General features: G+C 40.4%; 14 protein-coding genes. 9 read left to right on the top strand and 5 right to left on the bottom strand.

Annotated elements, in window-relative coordinates; genetic code table 11:
- Nucleotides 1–141 precede the first annotated feature (141 nt).
- The 3 genes from ABZP26_RS17885 to ABZP26_RS17875 form a co-directional block, all read right to left on the bottom strand.
- Nucleotides 142–2,190, bottom strand: coding sequence for a prolyl oligopeptidase family serine peptidase (locus ABZP26_RS17885; protein ID WP_368485849.1), 2,049 nt, complete (start codon nt 2,188–2,190; stop codon nt 142–144).
- A 128-nt stretch (nt 2,191–2,318) separates the two neighbouring features.
- Nucleotides 2,319–3,545 carry a threonine/serine exporter ThrE family protein gene (locus ABZP26_RS17880; protein WP_028834183.1) on the bottom strand — a complete coding sequence of 409 codons (1,227 nt, stop codon included), beginning with the start codon at nt 3,543–3,545 and terminating at the stop codon, nt 2,319–2,321.
- A 123-nt stretch (nt 3,546–3,668) separates the two neighbouring features.
- Nucleotides 3,669–4,892, bottom strand: a complete 1,224-nt coding sequence (locus ABZP26_RS17875; protein WP_368485848.1) for a glycosyltransferase — start codon at nt 4,890–4,892, stop codon at nt 3,669–3,671.
- 508 nt (nt 4,893–5,400) lie between these two features.
- Between ABZP26_RS17875 and ABZP26_RS17870 the strand changes: the two genes are divergently transcribed.
- Nucleotides 5,401–7,851 (top strand): prolyl oligopeptidase family serine peptidase, encoded by a 2,451-nt coding sequence (locus ABZP26_RS17870; RefSeq protein WP_368485847.1) that lies wholly within the window; start codon nt 5,401–5,403, stop codon nt 7,849–7,851.
- 242 nt (nt 7,852–8,093) lie between these two features.
- Nucleotides 8,094–8,711, top strand: a complete 618-nt coding sequence (locus ABZP26_RS17865; protein WP_368485846.1) for a LysE family translocator — start codon at nt 8,094–8,096, stop codon at nt 8,709–8,711.
- Between the two features lie 33 nt (nt 8,712–8,744).
- Here the strand turns inward: ABZP26_RS17865 and ABZP26_RS17860 are convergent, their stop codons facing one another.
- Nucleotides 8,745–9,629, bottom strand: a complete 885-nt coding sequence (locus ABZP26_RS17860) for a LysR family transcriptional regulator (protein WP_368485845.1) — start codon at nt 9,627–9,629, stop codon at nt 8,745–8,747.
- Between the two features lie 121 nt (nt 9,630–9,750).
- Between ABZP26_RS17860 and ABZP26_RS17855 the strand changes: the two genes are divergently transcribed.
- From ABZP26_RS17855 to ABZP26_RS17825, 7 genes are all read left to right on the top strand, one after another.
- Nucleotides 9,751–11,736, top strand: a complete 1,986-nt coding sequence (locus ABZP26_RS17855; protein ID WP_368485844.1) for a ligand-gated channel protein — start codon at nt 9,751–9,753, stop codon at nt 11,734–11,736.
- Nucleotides 11,737–12,005: 269 nt separating this feature from the next.
- The gene (locus tag ABZP26_RS17850; protein WP_368485843.1) at nt 12,006–12,860 is read left to right on the top strand and encodes a PA4780 family RIO1-like protein kinase; all 855 of its coding nucleotides are present in this window, start codon (nt 12,006–12,008) and stop codon (nt 12,858–12,860) included.
- A gap of 549 nt (nt 12,861–13,409) precedes the next feature.
- Nucleotides 13,410–14,189, top strand: a complete 780-nt coding sequence (locus ABZP26_RS17845) for a hypothetical protein (protein WP_368485842.1) — start codon at nt 13,410–13,412, stop codon at nt 14,187–14,189.
- 128 nt (nt 14,190–14,317) lie between these two features.
- Entirely contained in the window at nt 14,318–14,899 is a 582-nt protein-coding gene (locus ABZP26_RS17840) for a hypothetical protein (protein ID WP_368485841.1), read from the top strand.
- 91 nt (nt 14,900–14,990) lie between these two features.
- A complete protein-coding gene (locus tag ABZP26_RS17835) occupies nt 14,991–15,344 on the top strand; it encodes a hypothetical protein (protein ID WP_010389245.1) in 354 nt (117 codons plus the stop codon).
- Between the two features lie 269 nt (nt 15,345–15,613).
- Complete coding sequence (locus ABZP26_RS17830) at nt 15,614–16,072, top strand: hypothetical protein (RefSeq protein WP_232311364.1); 459 nt, start codon at nt 15,614–15,616, stop codon at nt 16,070–16,072.
- Nucleotides 16,073–16,197: 125 nt separating this feature from the next.
- A complete protein-coding gene (locus ABZP26_RS17825) occupies nt 16,198–16,563 on the top strand; it encodes an energy transducer TonB (protein ID WP_368485840.1) in 366 nt (121 codons plus the stop codon).
- A 385-nt stretch (nt 16,564–16,948) separates the two neighbouring features.
- On the opposite strand, the gene ABZP26_RS17820 is transcribed toward ABZP26_RS17825, so the two are convergent.
- Entirely contained in the window at nt 16,949–18,538 is a 1,590-nt protein-coding gene (locus tag ABZP26_RS17820) for a sulfotransferase (protein WP_368485839.1), read from the bottom strand.
- Nucleotides 18,539–18,612 lie beyond the last annotated feature (74 nt).

Below are 18,612 nucleotides of genomic sequence, written 5' to 3'. Positions count from 1 at the left end.
TTAGCAGTTAACAAAATAATTGCCAAGAGTTTAACATAAGCTGTGCTATGTCACTAAGGATGCGTGCTCGCCAATTTAGACCTATAAAAAAGGCCTACATTTTTATGTTGGCCTTTTAAAATTAAACGCGTTCGTAAGTGCTTATTTATTTGCGTCTTTGACTTCTTTTAACTTAGCAGCATGGTCAATTTCAAACGCTGGCATCTCTTTTTTGCCTTCCATTAAATAGTTGTCCATCCAGCGCATTAAACGCAAGCTGTAGTCGTATTGCGCTGCCACTTTACGGTTACCATGACCTTCACCTGGGTAATAAACAAGACGTACATCCTTACCTTGCACTTTCATGTAGCGGTAAAGCTCCATAGATTGTGCAGGGTGAACGCGAGGGTCGTCTTTACCATGCATAATAAGCAGAGGTGTTTCAGATTGGCCTGCCCAGTAAATAGGGCTGCGCTCTAAGTACCACTGCCATTTATCCCATGGGTATGAACGCGCATGAACTAGGTTCATTTCGTTAGAAATATCAGTAGTACCAAATTTAGACAGTTGGTTGGTGACACCCACAAACATAACGCTTGCAGCAAAGTGTTTGGTTAGTTTTGTTGCGCCCCACGCCGATGCATAACCACCGTAAGATCCCCCAGTAATACCAACACGTTTAGTGTCTACTAAACCCATATCAACAAGGTGATTTTTAAAATCAACTAAATCGTCAAACTCTTTACCTGCGTAATCGTTTTGGCCTAATTTTGAGTAATCTACTCCTTTTCCTGTAGAGCCTCGGTAGTTAGGATAAAACACCGCATAGCCACGTGCTGCACCCATTTGACCTGGGCGTGAGTAGTTAGTGACCCAGCCGTCTTTATCATGGCTTTCAGGGCCACCGTGTACCGACATAATCAGTGGGTAGCGTGTGCCTTTTTCATAATTTAATGGGTAAACAAGCACACCATCAAGCTCAACGCCGTCGCGTGCTTTAAGGGTAATGGTTTCTTGCTTGGCAAAGCGTTTATCATTTAACCAGCTATTTGAATCGGTTAAACGTGTTGCTTTATTGCTGCGCACAATAAACACTTCGTTAGGGTGTTTTGCGGTATTACCACGAAGTGCGAGTGTTTTATCTGAATCTGAAACACTCAATTGTGAGGCAATAAATTCACCTTCTTTGACTAATTTTTTGTATTTATTAGATCCCGTTTTAATGCTCGCTACAAAACTTTGCGTGCCTACATTGGCAATAAAGTTAAGTGTATTACGCTTATGCGACCATTCAAAATCAACAACGTGCCCCATAAAGTCAGGTAACCATTCAGTGATTTCAGCGGTTTTAGTGTCAGCAATAAATAAGCGGCCTGTTGCAGGGTCGTGCTTATCTTCTGCACCTAAAATAGCAATGTATTTACCATCATGCGACAGTTCTGCATCACCTAGCTTGCCTTCAGTTTTAAACGATAAGGTTACTTTATTGCTAGCAATATCAAACAAATGCCACATAGATTTTGTGTATTTATCATCAATCAATGCGGTAGGTTGGGTTTTAACCAGTAGTTTTTCGCCATTAGCTGCCCAGTTAACATCACTCACGTAATTATCAACGTTGAGTGCGGTGGGGGTAAGTGGTTTATCCGCTTTAGCTAAGTCAACAATAAAAAGCTGCTTGTTCTTTAAGCCCATTTCATATACTTCAGCTTTAAAGCCAAGTTTTTTAAGTTCTTTTTCTGACTTGTCTGCTGCAGGCATCGCTAAAATAGCCACCTGTTTGTTGTCTGGGCTTAATTTGTAGCTTGAAATTGATGTGTCTTTTAAAGCAAGAACAGGTTGTGCTTGGCCGCCATCAACAGGTATTTGGTAAAGCGAGGTAAATTTATCGTCTTTTAATTTCGCTAAAAAGTAAATTGTTTTACTGTCGTTTGACCATTCTATGCTTTTAATGTTAACCGAGCCGGTAATAAAAGGACGTTCAACGCCTTTATCATCCACAACATAAAGTTCACTGTAATTACTGCCGTTCTCATCAACATATAATGTACGCGGTAACGATCGTGTAAACGCAACGTTGTCGCCATCTGGGCTAACACTGGTTTGGATCACAGATTTAATTTTTGGAATGTCTTCAACAGTGATGGCCGATTGCGCAAATGCAACTGAGCTTGAAAGCCCAATTGCCAGCGCTAAGCTAGTTTTTAGCATTGTTATTTCCTTTGCTTTATAAGATTTACCTCATTATAGCAATGTGTAACCAATATACTAAAAAATGCGATTAATCCTCAAAAGAGGACGTTAAGTGAAGTGATTCTTGTGCAATACCGCGCATACATTTATAGACTCTTTTTAGGAGGAAGCGCCACGTTTGCAAAAATAAGTCCTGCCACCAGTGACATAAATATTAAAAACGTTTGCTGCCCAATATGTTCAGCATAAACAAAGTCTTGACCTTCAATGAGTGAGTTTAAACCTATGTACGTTTTGCTCCCCGGTACCAACACAATTAAGCCTTGCATAGCTACAATGGAAGCAGGGGCATTAGCAACCCGATTAAATAAGTTACTAAATACACCGACAGAAAATGCGCCAACAAAGGTACCCAGCGTGTAATCTAAATACATGGCAGAGCCAATACTGGTGCCGTAGGCTATAAATCCTGAGGCAATAGACCAAGCAGCATGTTTAAACTTAGTTCTAAATATCACAATTAAGCTGCTACATAGTAAAAATATAGCTAACCAAGCTGTCCATTTAGGCAGTGGCTCTGGCTGTACAAAATCAGCTTGGCCAAAAATAGCAAAGCCAATAGCAATACCAATAAATGCACCAAAATAAAGTTTAAACAGCAACATAAACGAGTCCATAACGCGTGCTGTGCCAGATACTAAATGCCGCGCTGCGAGTTCAGCTAAACCAAGTGCCAGTGCTAGGCCTGGAATAAACACAATAATGGCCGACAGAACAATTAAACGAATATTAATATGCGCATCTAAATGAACGCTAATGGCACACGCCAGTACCGCTGAAACAATGGCCACTAAGGGTTCTAACATGTGGGCAACGCGCTTGGAACGAGCCGACCACAACACAAATAAATAAACAACAAAGGTTAATAAACCAGACCACAGCACGTCATTCCAACTGGTGCCCATAAGCATTGCAAATGCGCCGCCAGAGGTAGCAAAGGCAATACCTGTAATCACTCTATTGTAAGGGTTTGGGGCATCAAAAATGATATCAAGTTGCTGATCAACTTCTTGCAACGTTAATTCATCATTAAGCATTTTATTAACGAGATCATCGGTATCTGCAAGTGAGCCTAAGTCATGATCGCCAGGGTCTACGCGGGCAACATGGGTGTATTCATCTTCGTGGCCATCAGTCCAAATAACAAAGGTAACCGATGTTGGCGACATGACAAACGATGATTTAAGACCGAGGTAAGTCGCCACTTCCATTAAATGGGCTTCTAGGCGATATGCCGGTGTACCGTACTTATGAAGCATTTTGCCCAATTTAACGATAAATTTGCGTTTTTCTGTAAACGTTGCGGTTTTCAAATTTGTTTTGAACCAACTATTAAATAACTAAGCTAAAAATATAGGCAATAATGCTAAAATTGCCCAAGTTTATTTGCGGCGATTTTAAACACAAATCGCCGTCTGTCTAGTCATTTCTCACCGTTATTTTTTATTTTTTTCTGCTATCCATTGCGACATGTATTGTGTGCTGCGCATGGTGTGATGTTTTAGCATTTGACCGGTGAAATTTTTCATTCTATGCGCCGATAAATTTTGGCTTACTAATTGAATTTTTTCGATTAAACTGTCGCTCAACTGCGCTTTATCATAAAGTGTATTAAGTAACTCATTACCAGCTTTTTGTGCAGCTATAAACTCAGCCTGATTGGTATAAATTGAGACAGCAGCGTTTGCAAATTCTTCTGCATTTTGAGTGATAGCCCCAGGCCATGGTAAATGGCTATGCATACCTTCGCTACCTATTGGCGTGGTGACGCTTGGGGTTTGCATGATCATGGCCTCTAAAAGTTTGCCTTTTATGCCAGCACCAAAACGAAGCGGGGCTAAACAAATGCGCGCGCTTTGCATTACTTCATAAGCATCATCTGCCCAGCCTTTAATTAAAAAACCGGTTTTAGGGTTATTGAGTGCGGTGGCTTTAGGTGGTGGGTATGAGCCATAAATGTGCAGCTCTGCCTGTGGTAGTTTTTTGCGGATGAGCGGCCAAATTTTTTGTAAATACAGTACTGCATCCCAGTTAGGGGCATGCCTAAAATTACCAATAGTCATAAAGTGTTGGCGCTGATCATACGATTTAGTTTGCTCAGGTAAGGCGCTTAAATCAACCATAAATGGTAAATGATGTAACACACTAGGCTCAACTTTAAACACTTCATTGAGTAGTTCCATCTCATAGCTTGAGATAATTAAGCTTAAGTCACAGCGTAAAATAGCGGCTATTTCACGTTTAGCTATGTCTGATAGTAAATCGCTATGGTTGAATTCACGCTCACCTTTATGGGCTTCATGGCGGGCATTGCGCAGGCATTGTAAATCTTCGGTGTCTAAAATTTTAAGTGCATTTGGGCAATGCTTATCTACGCGCCAGCCAAATTGTTCTTCCATCATAAAACGGTCGAACATAACAATATCTGGGTTGTAGGCTTTAACGTAATCATCAAAACTATCGCAGTTAAGTGCGATGCTTTGACTGGTGATGCCGTAATCGTTCAGATTTACCATGTGCTCTGTAGGTTGTGCAGGCGTAGCAAATTCAACATCCCAGTTTTGCGATTTAAACGCATTAAGTAACGACATCATGTGCGTACCCGCAGCAGACGAATTGGGCTCTGGCCATACATAGCCAATTACCAGCACTTTTTTCATTGGCTAGATCTCTTATTATTAGGGTCTGTTGACCTTTCAAGGTTAAATTTGCAGCAGTCTGTTTGGTATTTAGGCAAGGCAGAGCCTATGTGGTGTGGTTGTTCCCCACAAATAGGCGATAACGCAGCATCAATACCAAACAGGCGCTGCCCGAAGGGTTCTGCCTAGGGGCGATTTACTCTTTGTTGCTCGGTTTTTACTTAGCCCACTAGGTTACAAACTTCGCGCCGCGATTAAACCGCCCCTAGTTTGAACAAATTATAATCCGCAAAGGCCAATAGACCCTAGTTTATTTGCGTGCTTTTTCAGCAGTGTAAATACGCTGCGTTTTGTTTAGTCGTAGTACATAACGACAACACAGTAACGATAAGTAAATAGTCGCGTAGTTTAACTTATTCGCCTTACTTAAGCATCATTTAGCTGATTTTATCCTTGCTTAACACTTTATGAACAAGGTAAAACGTGTTTATATAGCGGGTAATATTTAACAATAAAAAAGGATGAAAACATGAATGCTTTTAGGCTATTTATTGCCTTGGTAGGCTGCATTGTTTTATTGCCTGCAAGTTATGCAGAGCAAGGATATCAAACCCCTTCACCGGCGCTTGCGGCATTAGTCGATGCTAAGTTAGCACCAACTAGCTCTTTATCGAATGATGGTCAGTGGCTTGCTCTGTTTGAACGCAAGCGTGTTGTGTCGCTTGATGAGCTGGCCAAAGAAGAATTTAAGCTTGCGGGAATTAAGCTTAATCCTGCTAACTTTTCACGCTCACGGGTAAGTGCAAAGTACAGCGCGTTAGAGCTTAAGCATGTTCAAAGTGGAACAGTAATAAACGTTAATAATTTGCCTCAGGGGATTATTCGCTCGCCGCGTTGGTCAGCAAATAGCGAACATTTAGCGTTTATTGTTGAACAACCGGATAACGCACGGCTATGGGTTTATAGCGTTAAAACCAAACAAGCTAAGCAGTTAAGTGAGCTTGCACTTAATTCAGTATTAACCGCTACGCCTTATCAGTGGTTACCCGATAGCACGGCGATTGTGGCTAATTTAGCAGTAAACTTAGACAAACCAAGATTAACCAATGATACTCAAAGTACAGTGCCGGTTATTCAACAAAGCACTGGCGAAAAAGCCCCAGCAAGGACTTATCAAAACTTATTGACCAGCCCGTTTGATGAAGCACAATTTAAATTTTATGGTCAAGGTCAATTAGCGTATATCACGCTTGATGGTAAAGCACAGCCGATTGGCCGTGCCGGTTTATTTAAATCGTTTTCAATTTCGCCTGATTCAACCAATATTTTAGTCGCAACCATCGACGAGCCATTTTCGTATCAAGTCCCTTACAGTCGTTTTGCAACTACATGGCAAATATGGGGAATGCGTGGCTATGCATTAGTAGAGCTGGCAAAGCAACCCCTTGCCGACAACATTCCACAAGGCTACGACAGTGTACGCACCGGTCGTCGTAATTTTGAGTGGCGAGCCGATCAAGGTGCTGAAGTCATATGGGCCGAGGCGCAAGATGGCGGTGATATGAAAACTGAGGTTGAATATCATGACTACCTTTACAGTTTACGAGCGCCATTTAAACGCGACCCTAAATTATTTGCCAAAGTAGAGCGTCGTTTTGCTGGCATACAATGGGGTAATGATAATATTGCTATGCTAAGTGATTGGCGTTTTAGTGACCGACAAGTGCGCACTTATGTAATTCAACCACGTAATGCCGATAGTAACCGCGTGTTATTTTCAGAGCGCAGTTATAACGATGCCTATAAAGATCCAGGCAGTGCAATTTACGAGCGTAACGATTTAGGTGTTAGCGTAATAAAAGTTGTTGGCGGACGTTACATCTACTTACGTGGCGATGGCGCGTCTGAGCAGGGAAACATTCCTTTTTTAGATCAGTACGATGTTAAAACGAATAGCACCAAACGTTTATGGCAATCAGCAGCGCCTTATTACGAGCGTGTGCGTGCATTGTTAGACGATGAAGGCACAAAATTTATTACTATTCGTGAGTCTAAAACGCAGCAGCCAAACTTTTTTATTCGCGATTTAGATAAAGGCTCGCTAACACAGCTTACTCAGTTTGAGCATCCTTACCCTGCATTTAAAGGCGTAACCAAAGAGCAGTTACGTTATACCCGTGATGACGGTGTTGAGCTTTCAGGTACGCTTTATTTACCACCGGGGTATGACAAAACACAAGGGCCATTACCGGTATTGATGTGGGCATATCCACTTGAATATAAAGATAAAGCAGTTGCATCACAAGTGCGTGAATCTGAATACGAATTTACCTACATAGGTTATTGGGGCCCTATGCCTTACCTTGCGAAAGGGATTGCGGTGTTTGACGATCCTAAAATGCCGATTGTAGGCGTTGATGGTAGTGAGCCAAATGATCACTTTAGAAAACAGCTGGTTTCTAGCGCTAAAGCAGCGGTTGATGTACTGGTTGAAAAGGGCATTGCCGATAAAGATAACATTGCTATTGCAGGGCACTCTTACGGTGCGTTTATGGTGGCTAATTTATTAGCACATAGCGATTTATTTAAGGCAGGTATTGCCCGCAGTGGTGCGTATAACCGCACATTGACGCCGTTTGGTTTTCAGGGTGAAGAACGTGATTTTTGGCAAGCACAAAGTGTGTACGCAAACATGTCGCCGTTTTTCCATGCTGAAAAAATTAACGAACCAATGTTAATGATCCACGGTCAAGAGGACCCTAATTCGGGCACTTTTCCAATGCAAAGTGAGCGTATGTACGCAGCGCTTAAAGGCTTGGGTAAAGAAGCGCGTTTAGTGATGCTTCCTTACGAAGCTCATGGCTACCGTGCCCGTAAAAGCTTATTACATGTACTGTGGGAGCAAGAGCAATGGCTTGATAAGTACTTGTTAAAGGATAATGTTGAACCAGTTGATATGGACGAACAACCCATTCAATAGTGTATTATGCCGTGAGATTAAGAATATCTCCTCTCAATCTCACGGCACTTTGCGCCGAGTTATAGGCTTCGAGCTTCGAGTATCGGGCTTAGAACCTCAGGCTAAGCTCGGTGCTCTTAAACCGATCCTCGAAGCCGTTATTTCTACCTTACTGATAGTTGTTTTATCTTTCACCTTTGGCTTTTTTCCTTTACCCTTTCATTCATAATTAACACTATTTTTTAATCTATTGCGAGCTTTAAATGATTGATGTAGCTGCACTTGCGGTATTTATTCCTACCTTCTTTTTTGTATCAATTACACCCGGTATGTGTATGACACTGGCCATGACCTTAGGCATGAGTATTGGCGTTCGCCGAACATTATGGATGATGATAGGTGAACTACTCGGTGTAGCAACAGTTGCGGTAGCCGCGGTGCTTGGTGTAGCCAGTGTTATGCTTAATTACCCCAGTGCATTTGATATTTTAAAATGGCTAGGTGGCGCTTATTTAATCTACATTGGCATTAATATGTGGCGTGCGAAAGGAAAAATGTCGGTTGATACGCATAGCACAACAGCCGTGAGCCGATATTCATTATTTTCACAGGGGTTTGTAACCGCTATTGCTAATCCAAAGGGATGGGCGTTTATGATTTCCTTATTACCTCCTTTTATTAACGTGCAATACAGTGTTGCGCCACAGTTAGCGGTGTTGGTGGCCATTATTTTACTTTCAGAGTTTATCTGTATGATGATTTACGCAACAGGTGGTAAAAGCCTGCGGTTATTTTTAACTAAAGGCAATAACATCAAGTGGATGAACCGAATTGCGGGGAGTTTAATGGTGCTAGTAGGAGTTTGGCTTGCAATTAGTTAACTATAAACAAGCCTTAACCTGAACTTAGGTTATTTAAATAGCTGAAAATGATGCGTTAAGTGCTTTAATTGCAGCTTTTGTTTTTGCTGCTAACGTGTCGCGTGCAGGCGTTAGAGCAAATACATCGTAATGGGGAAGTTGCCAATCAGTGCATATTTCTAAAAGTTCTCCTGTAGCTAAGAAATTGCGTACTTCAGGCTCAGGCAAAATAGCATAGCCTAACTCGTCGAGAACAAATTGAATCACAGTTTGCATATTATTAATGGTAATACGCGCTTTTGGTAGTGTTGTACTTACGCCGCGAGTAAGGTGCGTAAGCGTCGGATCAACAGCTATATGCGCAATGCGGTTATACGCTTTTAGGTCATCCAGTGTGATTTTTGGTTGCTGTGCTAGTGCATGATTTTTATGAACACACAGTATTAAAGGCCAACTAGCGAGCTGGCGTGCAATTAAGTTTGAGTCTTCGAGAGGGCCAATCGCCAGCACTAAATCTATACCTGTTCTGATCATATCAATCGGCTCGTCAGAAAGCGTTAAGTGCACATCTATATCACTAAATTGGCTAATTAAATGCTTTACAGGCTCGCTTAATAACCCACCACCAAAACCAACAGGGGCTGCTAGTTTTAATTGCCCACTCGGGCAATTTTGTAAATGCTGTAATTGTTCTGATGTAGCTGTTGCAACGGCAAGCATTTGTAAACAACTTTGATAATACAGCTCACCGGCCTCGGTAAGCGTTAATTCTCTAGGGCTGCGATTAAATAAACTCAAACCTACATCTTGCTCTATTTGTTTTATTTGCTGACTAATTGCAGAGGTTGTCATTAAAAGGTCAGCGGCAGCTTTACTCATACTTCCCGTTTGCACGGTGCGAACAAATATATTCAGGGTTTTAGTTAACTTATCACTCATACCGTTAAGCCTTACTTAAATTAGCTTTAATAAAAATAACGTTGTGAGAAAGGGAACTTCTCACTATTATCGCAAACGCTAATTATTATCATTTACATGCTAAATGTCACGGAGAAATATCATGAACACGGTAAGTTGTAAGTTAAGGCCGGTAACTGCATTTATTTTAAGTACTTTTGCAATTGCTAACCCTGCTTTTGCTGATGAAAAAAAACAAGATATGGAAGTAATGGTTGTCACTGCTTCTGGTTACGAACAAATGCTCAAAGAGGCACCTGCAAGTATTAGTGTTATCGACAGAGCGCAGCTAGAAAAACGCTTTTATCGTGACTTAACCGACGCAATGGCTGATATTCCGGGTGTAATAGTGACTGGCGGAGGTGACAGAAAAGATATTAGCTTGCGTGGTATGGCAAGCCAATACACGCTTATTTTAATTGATGGGCAACGCCAAAGTTCAAGAGAAACACGACCAAATAGTGATGGCCCGGGCGTAGAAGGTGCCTGGACGCCGCCAATTTCTGCGATTGAGCGTATTGAAGTAATACGAGGGCCGATGTCTTCATTGTATGGCTCTGATGCAATTGGTGGTGTGATCAATATTATTACCCGTAAAGCGCCAGAGCAGTGGTATGGAGAACTGCGTTTAGACAGTACCATTCAAGAGCAAAGTCAGTCAGGTGATATAAACCAAGCCAGCTTTTTCACTTCTGGTGGCATTATTCCAGATCTATTGGGCGTGCAATTGTATGGGCAGTTTTCAAAGCGAAATGAGGATGATTTTACAGCAGGATTTCGAGGCAAAGAACAAAGTAATTTAAAAGCTAAGTTCACATTAACACCTAATGATAGTCACGAATTAATGTTTGAACTTGGCTCGGCAAAACAAACATTAGATGAAACACTTGGTAAAACAGTTGCCGAACTTGCCCCAGGAGAAAGCTGTGGTCGACGTGGCTGCCCTGAATCAGCAACTACTGAGTATGAGCAACAAACATACTCTATGTCACACAATGGTTTTTATGACTTTGGCTCGTCGCGTAGTTACATTAAATACGATAAGTTTGATAATAACTCACGTGAAATGTTTGTCGAAAATACCGACATTCAAACGACATGGAGTTTACCGCTTTATAGCAATCATAACTCTACGTTTGGTGCGACCTATTTAAAAGAGTCATTGGATGATTATACAAGCAATAAAATTAGCGACTTAACCCATGTAGAAAACGAGCAATGGTCTGTTTTTGGTGAAAACGAATGGGCAGCAACTGATGACTTTAAGCTCACCGCAGGCCTACGTTACGATCATGATGGCAATTTTGCAGGTCACTGGAGCCCACGTTTGTATGGTGTTTATAGCGCATCTAAAGCGATCACTATTAAAGGCGGCATATCAACCGGTTTCCGTGCGCCAAATATTCGCCAATCTACCGCCCAATGGGGACAAGTGAGTCGTGGCGGTAATATTTATGGTAACCCTGACTTAAAGCCTGAGCAATCAGTTAACTATGAAATGGGTGTTTACTATGATTCTGGACGCGATTTAAGCATATCTACAACCGTTTTTTATAATGAATTTGATGACAAAATAACCCGTATAGCTTGCCCATTAACGCAGTGCTCAGATGGCCCAAATCAGTTCGGCTCCATGCCAACTACGTACATTAATGTGGATGAAGCCATAACCCAAGGTATTGAGCTATCAGTAGATTACGATATTTCAACTGAAATTGATTTGAGTGCTAATTATACCTACACCGATTCAGAGCAAAAAACCGGTCAATATAAAGGGAGCCCACTTAATCAGCTACCAAAACATAGTTTACAAACGTCTTTAAATTGGCGTCCAATAGATAAGTTAGGCGGATGGTTACGTGTGCAATATCGTGGAGAAGAAAGCCAGCCTACCACAGGGCCTTCACAAAGTAGTTTAATTGCTCCTGATTATACCATTGCCAATTTAGGCGCTAATTATCAGCTAAGTGACAGCGTTAAAATTGGTGCTGGAATTTACAACTTGCTTGATAAAGAGATCACAGAGCAAGAGTATGGCTATGTTGAAGATGGCCGTCGCTATTGGGCGTCTTTAGTGTGGCAGTTCTAAACACTTTTTAATAATACAAAGTAAACGAGTACGCTAAACCGTACTCGTTTTTTGGTTTTATCTCGGTTCTTGTTCAATAATATTTAAAAAACAAAAAAGGCGGTTGGCTTTTTAGCTGTAGTCGCTTATTCTAGCTGCGTAATTTAGTCATTAAATGTAACTTTAAAGTTTACTAATAATTTATAACTTTCTTCAATCCCCAAAGGTATGCCTCGTTTGAACCACATAGCAAAACAAAAAGCCAACCCTGTATTTTTAGTAGGTGTCGTTTGAAAATACCTAAACGCTTACAGCCATTAGTTGATGATGGTTTTATTGATGAAGTGATCAGCCGGTTAATGAGCGGTAAAGAGGCCGATGTATTTGTGGTGGCCTGTGGCGATGAAATTCGCTGCGCTAAAGTATACAAAGATGCCAGTAAGCGCAGTTTTAAAAAAGCCGCCCAGTATCAAGAGGGCCGCAAAGTACGCAGTGGCCGACAAGCCCGTGCTATGGGTAAGCGTTCAAGCTATGGCCGTCAATTAGAAGAAGAAATTTGGCAAAATGCCGAGGTTGACGCGCTGTCGCGTTTATCTTCAGCGGGTGTTCGGGTACCGCAAACTTACGGCTGCATTGACGGTGTTTTGTTAATGGAACTTGTAAGTGATGATGAAGGCGATGTTGCACCACAGCTTGGTGCAGTTGATTTAACCGAGCAACAAGCCATTGAGCAACATACATTAATGATGCATTACATCAAATTAATGCTGTGCGCTGGGATTATTCACGGTGATTTATCGGAGTTTAATGTACTTGTTGATAGCAACGGCCCAGTAATTATTGATTTACCCCAAGCGGTTAACGCCTCTGCTAATAATAGCGCCGAGGCGATGTTTGCCCGTGATGTAAATAACATGCGCCGCTATTATGGCCAATTTGCACCGGCGTTATTACATACGCAATATGCCAAAGAAATGTGGGCACTGTTTGCAGATGCTAACTTAACCCCGCACTCAAAACTCAGTGGCGAATTTGAAGACGACAGCGAAGTTGCAGATGTAGATTCAGTACTTGACGAAATTCAAGCCGCCTTTGATGAAGAGCAAGAACGTAAAGAACGCATTCGCGACGCCGATGAGCAATAATCTTTATACGTGCTGAGTTTTATATAGTTTTAACTATTAGATCAAAACCTAGAAGGTAAGTAAGAGCGATAAGCGGACAGTCGAAAGCGGTCACGCATTACATCAACTTTGATTTATCCATAGCCTCACTGTTAATTGGTATCTTGCCATTTACAGGTATGATGAATAATTTAACTGTGGTGACAAATAAAATAACGCGAACGAGTTAGCAGCTTTGCTTGCTGCATAAAATCAATGAGTTAACCTGCTTAATTGCTCAGGCTAATAGCGACTATGCGAGCGAAAAATATCCTTGCTTAACGGTTAAACATTCGGTTTAATGAATAGATAATAAACGCTGAGCAATGCAGGGAAAGCTTAAATTATAATAGGTAAGCTTATTAAATTAGCTGATTTAGCTAGAGCCTCTAAAAAGCAAATTCCCATAGCATAAACAACACCAACTCTGACACACCGAGCAGGTAGCGCCTCAGTCCAACAAGCGATTATGCAACACAAACAGCGTGTCGCATAAATACTTAAATGTTATGTTTTAAATGGAGATATCGGATGGAATCTGATTTAGAGGAACTTACGGGGCAAATAGAAAATACTATTAGGAATTCTATTAGTGGGCTAACAGGGCACGAATGGGATGAGGATTTTATTACCCTAAACTTGCTTAGTGACCTAAGGCAGGATCTAAATGGCATAAAACTGGTCGGTAAAGATAAAAAAAGTAAAGTAGATTGGCAAACTTACAAGTTAAAAGGGACTTTTGAAAATAATTTTGGAGATATAGCCCTTGTTGTAAACATTACCTATAAGGATAGAACTGATCTTCATGGAGCTGCATTTTTAGAAGCAAAAAAACGTGATTGGCGAAAAACATCATTTGGCGCGATGAAAATTCCGCAAGCGAGAAAAATATTGAAGAACGCACCTCGCTCACAATACTTACTTTATGATTATGAAGACATCACAAACTTCCTATCGGGTAACTTATATCAGGACGAGTTAAGGCATTACCATTATCGTCGTGGCTACAACACTCCACTATCTGCGGTCACAAGAGCGGTTTGTGTACCACTGAATTTAGCTTTAGCTACTGGTTACAAAGACACATTACTTTATCGACATGGTACCCCATTATCACTTCAACTTTCGAATCGTTACTTCAACGGTTTGGATTTAGAGTTTGATGAAACATCGAAGAAGGTTGCTACTGGTTTTTTAGATAAGTTTGGTTTGCCAAAATTTGTCATTAAAATTGATATTATTGAGAATGGCGCAGAACCTAAAGAAAATGACCTTCGGATCAATCAGTCCAATTATGGTCAAATGGATTAAAACATAACAAGTTGCTTAAACGGAAAAATAACAGTTGGCCTTCGCTTGGCGATTATAGCCAACCATTATTTTCCGCTTAGCAAAGCGTTATGCACCCCTGTACTCAAATAAATAAAAGTTCTAAATTTATGAAAGAAAAATTTTACATACCAATAATTGGGATTGTCTTGGCTCTACCAATCGTTGCGTACTCATATCAGTTTGGCTTTGGTTTATGGGAATCCAATCAAGAATGGGCTGAAATGGGAAGCGCAATCGGAGGGTTTTATACTCCAATTCTTTCAATTCTTACACTGGTTGTGCTGGTTAAGCAGTTTCAGCTACAAAAAAATATGCATAAGCACGAGCAAAGAGTTATATCTCGAGATATTAGCTTTGATATGGTAGAAAAATATGCTGTAAAAATTGAATCTATGTTTACACAGGAGGTTGTTGATGATTTGGTTCGTTTGGCTGAACTCGAAAAGGGAGACCCTGAAGCCGGCAAGCTAAAAAGCAAGCACCTTGATATATTCACTCTGTGGGCTACCGTTCACGCTTTTCTCAAAAACTACAAAAAGCAAGAACCTACCATGATCATAGATTTGGCTAGTATTGCAGTACTGCATCTTACTTTTAATATGTGTGTTACTTTAGAGCAAGCTTTCGTCACCCACATGTGTGATTTTAATGAAGAGCGTTTTGAATATTGGTTCATGGAAAATGCATAACAATGCCAGTCACGGCGACGGCTTTTCCGTTGCGGCTTCGCCTACACAACAAAGCCGCGCGTGCTGGCGGCGCTAGCATTAAGGAGTCAACTTGGATAGTCTATTGAAAATAACATCGCTACTTAATTTTTTAATTTATACCGTTGTGGCGATCTTTATTCTGATATCTCAGGGTGAATTTTATGAAAACCATTATTGGTTTTTAATTGCTTTTTTGGGTGTTTCTATAGCAGCGTCAAACTTAAAACCCGTTAATGATGTACTTGTTGGTATTCTATTCTCAGGGCTTACAGCTAATCTCTTATTAGTTGCCTCGGTATCAACAGGTATAAAAATCAATAGTGCTACATTTTTGATTTTTTTCGGGTACTTATGCGCAGGCTGCTTTTCTGTATGGTTCTTTATCGCACGGAATAAGTATCAGAGTTTTAATGCTAACAAGTGACTATGGTGCTCAATGTCCTCTCATAGCACACAGGCATACTTCGGCAAAGAGCGATGAACGATCATTCAGGTGAGTCGTTTTTAACTTAGTAAGAATAAAAAGAAACCCTCCCTTTTTTACATAGCGAAATAACCTACATTAAGCATAAAATTTATAGCTGGTAATAACTTACACTATTTGTTATTAATATATGTTAATAAAATAATGGCATTTTCACGCTGGAATGTGGAAAGTGTTAACTGATAAAGCGGTTGTATGTACAAGGAGTTATGGTGAAGAAATTCTTCAAATATCTAGGTTTTGGAATTTTAAGTGTTGTTATATTTTTCATTGGTATTGGAGTTGTTGCATCCATAAATACTGTTGATAAAGAGGCCGTCTTTGAGCCTTTTATTGTAAAGGCAATCCCTAAGTTAGCAACGTGGGAAGTAACTCCTTTTAAAGAGCTAATGTCTGAACAAGGTTACACTAGTGCAACTTCAGAGCAATGGGAGTTGTACGTAAAAAAGGTTGCTAAATTAGGTGTATTTCAATCAGTCGGTAAAGCAGAGTTGCAAAATTGGAAAACGTTATCTCCAGTTGGTAGCTCAAGTGTGACATATGCTGTTTATCAGGTACCCGTAACCTTTGATACAGGATTAGCTCATATTCAATTAGGTTTGCAGTCATCTGACGGTAAAGTTGAAATAAATAGTATAAAGTTTTTATCTGATTTGTTAATGCAATAGTACATATAACAAGGCCATAAATTATTGAATGCATAATAGTTGGTCTTGTTTCGTGATGCTGCACACCTTAGTAAACTTAGCCACTAGTTGTACATTTTATTTAGCTATATTTTTAGGGGTAGTCTTTGAAGTACATAACTATATTTTTAGTCCTTTTACTGGTTGGTTGTAATAGTACTAATGAAGCGGCAAATTCAAGTATTGTGTATATCAATGCGCAAACAGATCCACCTGCTAAATGGGTTGTGAAGATTGAACCAAAATATCCTGAAGATGCAGCTAAAAATAGCGTAGAGGGCTACTTAAAATTCAAAGCAATAGTGAATGAAGTTGGAGCGTTAGAAAGAGTTGAAGTAATTGAATCTGCCCCAAAAGGTGTATTTGAAAAGGAAGGTTTACGGGCTTTAAAACTATGGCTATTTAAGCCTGCGTTATTAAATGGTAGGCTGGTTAAGGTTGAGTACGCTGGTACTCTTGAGTGGAGGTTATAATGTCTCTAGATATGAGCATATCATGGAGATCTAAGCAACCTAAACAAAAACGATGTGATAGGTGTGAACTGTATTATTCTGAATTCTTGGATAAATGTACGCATTGTTCTGATTTAAACGAAGCACAATTACTTATGCTTAAGGCTAAACATCAAGAATCTCTTAAACACAATGCAACGCTTTGTAAATACTTATTTATAGCTGCTGCAGTAATTGGTGTATTACTTTTTGTTAGTTTTTTATGGTAGCGTTGGGTTTTTCCTTAAGTGGAAGAGGGTTAGTTAACAGAGAAAAAACCTCAAATACATTCAGCCTAAAAACTTATATCCATCCGGTAACTTTAAAGTTTATCAAACTGAACTATCCGACCACATAACAGTTGTTGTTATTTAATTAAACCTAAAACTCCTTGATTAACTAAATAAGCCTGCGCTTCATCTGTATGGGGTTTAAACTTTTTCCAGCGGCCTATGGCTTTATTGTTAAGCGGTTGGCGCACTTGCATTTTGCTAGCGGTTGATACCGGTGCGGTGTTTAAATGAAAATCAAGGCACTGTGGTTGCCAGTCTAAGTCGCAATAGCTCACCAATTCTTTTATTTTTTGCTCCGGTGCGGCGATGAGCTCTTCGTATTTTACTAGTTTAATATTGCTGTGCAGGGCGCTGAAGTGCTGCATCAGTTTATAAAAGCGGCTGTAAAATTTAGCGGTGTCGAGTAAGTCTAAGGAGTACGCGTAGTAGGGGTTATTAATAGTAAATAGCTGACGATAGTTACCAATACAGGTGTCCATGGGGTCGCGAAGTAGGCAAATTATTTTGGCGTTTGGCAGGGCTTTGGTAATTAAATCAATATAAAAAAAGTTAAACGGTAATTTATCAATAAAGTGTTTATGGCTACCGGTAACTACACGGGTCGCCTCAAGGTAAGTACTGCCAAGTTTTGCAAAATCAAGCTGGTAAGCTTGGCTTAAGGTATCTGTGTCGAGTACTTGAGGCGTGGGTGTTTGGCTAAGTTTTTTTACACTTAGGCCAAAGTCTTGCAGCTCGCCCGCTGATTGTACGTCGCTGTGGCTTGATAAAATGCGCTCAACTAAGGTGGTGCCAGAGCGCGGCATGCCTAATACAAAAATTGGCTCACTGCTTTGGTTGCCAGCTGTTTTTTGGTTTTTGTACTTATCACTGAGCTGTTTTATATGTGAAAATAAAGCCTCAGACGCTTGATTATCAAACGCCTTATTAGCGTGTTTTGCTTTTTTACCTTGTTGTAATGCATTAAAGGCTGCTGAAAAGTCGCCTAGGTCTTGATATTCTTTTGCGAGCGCATGACCTATATGCAGTTTAGCGTCGGGATGATTGACCTGTGTAAATACGTTTTTTAATCGCGCTATGTGGTTGTTTTGCTCAGTGACTTTAGTTAAATCAGCTAAAGCAAAATGACTTTGATGATGAAGCGGATTCAGTGCAATGGCATTTTCAAACGCGTGCTGCGCCTTTTCAAACTGGCCTAAAAATTTAGCACATACCCCATAGTTATAATAAAACTGCGGCTGACGAGTATTACTCGCTTCAGCCAAACTTAACGCGTATTTAAAATAGTCAGCAGCATGCTGATGTAAACCCGCTTGGGTTATTGCGACGCCTAATGTATCGGCATCAAGTGCTTTACTAATATGTTCAAGCTTAACGCTGAGTGCGGTGCTTTTCGCTTTTTGTAAATCGCCAGTAAGGGCGTAACACTTGGCAAGTTGCGCTGTATATTCAATAGACTTAGTAAAGCTTAATGCTTTTTCAATTAGCTTTATTGCTTTATAAATTTGGCCAACCTGTAAATTAACCATGGCGAGTAAAAAGTAGCCATCAGCAAAGTCAGGCTGCTGTGTCACTAGCTCAACCAGTGCTTTATGCGCTTGCTGAATGTTGCCTTGGTTTAAGTTGTTTATAGCGCTTTGGTGTAGTTGCTTTAAGTTTGGCTGCATGAATACTCTTATAAATAATGTACTTACAAATAAAAAGGCTCAAAATTAATTTGAGCCTTTTTATTGTACTTAAA

The organism is Pseudoalteromonas sp. SD03 (assembly GCF_040937955.1).
Taxonomy (GTDB): Bacteria; Pseudomonadota; Gammaproteobacteria; order Enterobacterales; family Alteromonadaceae; genus Pseudoalteromonas; species Pseudoalteromonas tetraodonis.
Note: the sequence above shows the minus strand (reverse complement) of the source record. Positions and strands in the feature narration are given on the sequence as shown.